Annotated in this window: 8 protein-coding genes; all 8 read right to left on the bottom strand. The window is 60.2% G+C overall.

All coding sequences use genetic code 11. The features are described from left to right. On the bottom strand, positions 1-325 hold a 325-nt coding region (gene rplV, locus AC3AYF_RS19220; RefSeq protein ID WP_487780199.1), incomplete at its 3' end, for a 50S ribosomal protein L22. 17 nt (positions 326-342) lie between these two features. Beyond that, positions 343-618, bottom strand: coding sequence for a 30S ribosomal protein S19 (rpsS, locus tag AC3AYF_RS19215; RefSeq protein ID WP_075563680.1), 276 nt, complete (start codon positions 616-618; stop codon positions 343-345). Between the two features lie 22 nt (positions 619-640). Then, positions 641-1,468 (bottom strand): 50S ribosomal protein L2, encoded by an 828-nt coding sequence (gene rplB / locus AC3AYF_RS19210; RefSeq protein ID WP_110603309.1) that lies wholly within the window; start codon positions 1,466-1,468, stop codon positions 641-643. Positions 1,469-1,484: 16 nt separating this feature from the next. Further along, positions 1,485-1,781 (bottom strand): 50S ribosomal protein L23, encoded by a 297-nt coding sequence (rplW, locus tag AC3AYF_RS19205; RefSeq protein ID WP_110603307.1) that lies wholly within the window; start codon positions 1,779-1,781, stop codon positions 1,485-1,487. Continuing rightward, positions 1,778-2,383: a 50S ribosomal protein L4 gene (gene rplD / locus AC3AYF_RS19200; protein WP_295036583.1), complete on the bottom strand. Its 606-nt coding sequence runs from the start codon at positions 2,381-2,383 to the stop codon at positions 1,778-1,780. The genes rplW and rplD overlap by 4 nt, the downstream gene beginning before the upstream one ends. A 14-nt stretch (positions 2,384-2,397) precedes the next feature. Next, positions 2,398-3,036: a 50S ribosomal protein L3 gene (rplC, locus tag AC3AYF_RS19195; RefSeq protein ID WP_295036581.1), complete on the bottom strand. Its 639-nt coding sequence runs from the start codon at positions 3,034-3,036 to the stop codon at positions 2,398-2,400. Positions 3,037-3,174: 138 nt separating this feature from the next. Continuing rightward, on the bottom strand, positions 3,175-3,486 hold the full coding sequence (gene rpsJ / locus AC3AYF_RS19190) for a 30S ribosomal protein S10 (RefSeq protein WP_035470365.1): 312 nt from the start codon (positions 3,484-3,486) through the stop codon (positions 3,175-3,177). 175 nt (positions 3,487-3,661) lie between these two features. Then, positions 3,662-3,797, bottom strand: a 136-nt coding sequence (locus AC3AYF_RS19185) for an EF-Tu C-terminal domain-related protein (RefSeq protein WP_487780200.1), incomplete at its 5' end; no start/stop codon positions are given.

Below are 3,797 nucleotides of genomic sequence, written 5' to 3'. Positions count from 1 at the left end.
CGGCTACCTTGACGGTGATGTGGCAAGTGCGCTTCAAAATGCGATCCGCACGGCCTTTGGCGCGAGGCTGGATGCGCTTGAGCGTCATGCCCTCATCGACGCAGATGGTCGAGACACGCAGCTCGTCGATGTCCATGCCGTTGTTTTCTTCCGCATTGGCAATCGCGGACTGCAGCACCTTCTTGACCAACTTCGCGGCTTTCTTCGGCGAGAAGGTCAGCACGTCGAGCGCTTCGGCGACCGGCTTACCGCGCACCTGGTCAGCCACCAAACGGGCCTTCTGGGCGGATAAGCTCGCGCCACGCAACTTAGCAGCGACTTCCATCTCTTAATCCTCTTGGCTTACCGTTTGGCTTTCTTGTCCGCTGCATGACCGCGATAGGTGCGGGTAGCGGCGAACTCGCCCAACTTGTGGCCGACCATCTCCTCGGAAACATGCACCGGGACATGCTGGCGACCGTTATGTACCGCAATGGTGAGCCCGACCATATTGGGCAGGATCATCGAACGACGCGACCAGGTCTTGATCGGTTTGCGATCGTTCTTTTCCGTTGCGACGTCGACCTTCTTCAACAGATGAAGGTCGATAAAAGGACCTTTCTTCAGTGAACGTGGCACAGCCGTTACCTCTTAATGTCTGTTACTTGGACTTGCGGCGACGAACGATGAGCTTGTCGGTACGCTTGTTCTTGCGGGTCTTGTGGCCCTTGGTGGGAATCCCCCACGGGCTGACCGGATGACGGCCGCCACTGGTACGGCCTTCACCGCCACCGTGCGGGTGGTCCACCGGGTTCATTGCGACACCGCGAACGGTCGGGCGCACCCCTCTCCAACGTTTCGCACCAGCCTTGCCCAATTGACGCAGGCTGTGCTCTGAGTTACCGACTTCACCCAATGTAGCGCGGCACTCCGACAGCACGCGACGCATCTCGCCGGAGCGAAGACGCAGGGTCGCGTAGTTGCCTTCACGAGCCACCAGCTGGGCGCTGGCACCGGCACTACGCGCGATCTGCGCACCCTTGCCCGGCTTCAATTCGATGCAGTGCACCGTGGAGCCGACCGGGATGTTGCGCAGCGGCAGCGCGTTGCCACGCTTGATGGCGGCGTTGACACCGGACTCCACCACGTCGCCGGCCTTGAGGGCCTTGGGCGCGATGATGTAGCGGCGCTCGCCGTCCATGTACTTCAGCAGCGCGATGTTGGCGCTACGGTTCGGATCGTATTCGATACGCTCGACGGCGGCCTTGATGCCATCCTTCGTGCGCTTGAAATCGATCAAACGATAGTGCTGACGATGACCGCCACCCACGTGACGCGTGGTGATGCGGCCATTGTTGTTACGACCACCCGACTTCGACTGCTTCTCGACAAGCGCACCGTAGGCGCGACCCTTGTAGAGCTCGTCGTTGACGACCTTGACGACGTGACGACGACCGGCGGAAGTGGGTTTTGTCTTGACTACTGCCATGATCCGTACTCCTGCCTTACTCGGCGCCAGAGAAGTCTTCGAGCGTCTCGCCCGCAGCCAGGGTCACGTACGCCTTGCGGTAACCCTTGCGCAGACCAGTGCCGAAGCGAGTGCGTTTGGTCTTGCCCTTGACGTTGAGCACGGAAACACCGGCGACTTTCTTGCCGAACAGCGCTTCGACGGCTTTCTTGATCTCGGGCTTGGTCGCGTCCTGGGCCACTTTGAACACGTACTGGTTGTTCTCAGCGGCGAGCGCGGCCTTCTCGGTCATGTGAGGTCCGAGCAGAACCTTGTATACGCGTTCCTGGTTCATCCCAGCTTCTCCTCGAATTTACGCAGAGCGGAGACGGTCATCAGCACCTTGTCGAAGGCGATCAGGCTGACCGGGTCGGCGGCCGCAGCATCGACGACATCGACGTTGGGGATGTTGCGCGCGGCCAGATAGAGCTTCTCGTCGATCTCTTCGGTGACGATCAGCACTTTCTCGAGTTCCAGCTCCTTGAGCTTGCCGACCAATTCCTTGGTACGGGGCGCTTCAACGGCGAACTCTTCGACCAGCATCAGACGCTCCTGACGAACCAGCTCGGACAGGATCGAACGCATCGCCGCACGGTACATCTTGCGGTTGACCTTCTGCGTGTAATCCTGCGGACGAGCGGCGAAGGTGACACCACCACTGCGCCACAGCGGCGAGCGGATGGTGCCGGCGCGCGCACGGCCGGTGCCTTTCTGGCGCCACGGCTTCTTGCCACCACCACGGACGTCGGAACGGTTTTTCTGGGCACGGGTACCCTGACGGCCTGCCGCCAGGTAGGCGGTAACGACCTGGTGCACCAACGCTTCGTTGAAGTCTTTGCCAAAGGTCTCTTCGGACACTTCGACGGTGCCTGCGGCACCTACGAGATTCAGATTCATCGGTCTCAGTCCCCTCAGCGAGCTTTCACGGCACTGCGCACGACGACATCACTGCCGGGTGCACCGGGCACGGCGCCCTTGATCAACAGAAGATTACGCTCGCTATCGATACGCACCACTTCCAGGGTCTGGACGGTGACGCGCTCGTTGCCCAGCTGACCAGCCATCTTCTTGCCTTTGAAAACACGGCCTGGGGTCTGGCACTGACCGATGGAACCCGGCGCACGGTGGGACAGCGAGTTACCGTGGGTGTTGTCCTGGGTACGGAAGTTCCAGCGCTTGACGGCGCCCTGGAAGCCCTTGCCCTTGGACGTACCGGTCACATCGACTTTCTGACCAGCTTCGAAGAGGGATACGGTGAAGGAACCGCCCAGCTCAGGAGTCTCATCGTCTTCGGAGAGACGGAACTCCATCAGGGAGCGGCCTGCCTCGACACCTGCCTTGGCGTATTGACCGGCAATCGCCTTGGAGAGGTGCTTGGCTTTGCGGGAGCCAGTTGTAACCTGCACCGCACGGTAGCCGTCAGACTCGACGGTCTTGACGCTAGTGATGCGGTTGGGCTCAACCTCGATAACGGTTACGGGCACGGATGCGCCATCTTCGGTGAAGACACGGGTCATGCCCGCCTTCTTACCGACCAAACCGATAGTCATGTTCAGTCTCCTTTAGTGTACGGGGCTATCACCCGCTATGGCTGCCCTTTCCAGAGCATTCCACTAGCACATTGTGTGGCGTCTCACGACGCGGCGGATGCTGTCGAACTCAGCGCCCGCTAGTGTCTAGTGTTGGTTTCAGTCGAGTTTAATCTGCACGTCCACGCCAGCGGCGAGATCGAGCTTCATCAACGCGTCGACGGTCTTTTCCGTCGGCTCGACGATGTCGAGAACGCGCTTGTGCGTGCGAATCTCATACTGATCGCGCGCGTCCTTGTTGACGTGCGGAGAGATCAGGATGGTGTAACGCTCGCGATTCGTCGGCAGCGGGATCGGGCCACGTACTTGAGCGCCAGTGCGCTTGGCCGTATCCACGATTTCCTGAGCCGACTGATCGATCAGCCGATGGTCAAACGCTTTCAGCCGAATGCGAATCTTCTGGTTCTGCATTTACCTTATGCTCCACTGGATGCTGACGGCGCGAGCCGTCGACCCACGCGTTCAAAGGACGCGCATTATAGGAGAGCCCCAATCGAGAGTCAAACAGAGTCTCGATCGAAGACCGTCGAATCCATACAGAAAAAGGGGCGCGTCAGCGCCCCTTCCTTGACAATCACCGAGAGGATTACTCGATGATCTTGGCGACCACGCCGGCGCCGACGGTACGACCGCCTTCGCGGATGGCGAAGCGCAGGCCGTCTTCCATGGCGATCGGTGCGATCAGGGTCACGACCATCTGGACGTTGTCGCCCGGCATGACC

The sequence above is a fragment of the Salinicola sp. genome, assembly GCF_982684285.1.
This window is presented reverse-complemented; position numbering and strand designations above follow the sequence as displayed.

Coding starts and splice junctions, on each gene's coding strand:
- rplB (WP_110603309.1), bottom strand. CDS start 1,468: ATGGCAGTAGTCAAGACAAAACCCACTTCCGCCGGTCGTCGTCACGTC.
- rplW (WP_110603307.1), bottom strand. CDS start 1,781: ATGAACCAGGAACGCGTATACAAGGTTCTGCTCGGACCTCACATGACC.
- rplD (WP_295036583.1), bottom strand. CDS start 2,383: ATGAATCTGAATCTCGTAGGTGCCGCAGGCACCGTCGAAGTGTCCGAA.
- rplC (WP_295036581.1), bottom strand. CDS start 3,036: ATGACTATCGGTTTGGTCGGTAAGAAGGCGGGCATGACCCGTGTCTTC.
- rpsJ (WP_035470365.1), bottom strand. CDS start 3,486: ATGCAGAACCAGAAGATTCGCATTCGGCTGAAAGCGTTTGACCATCGG.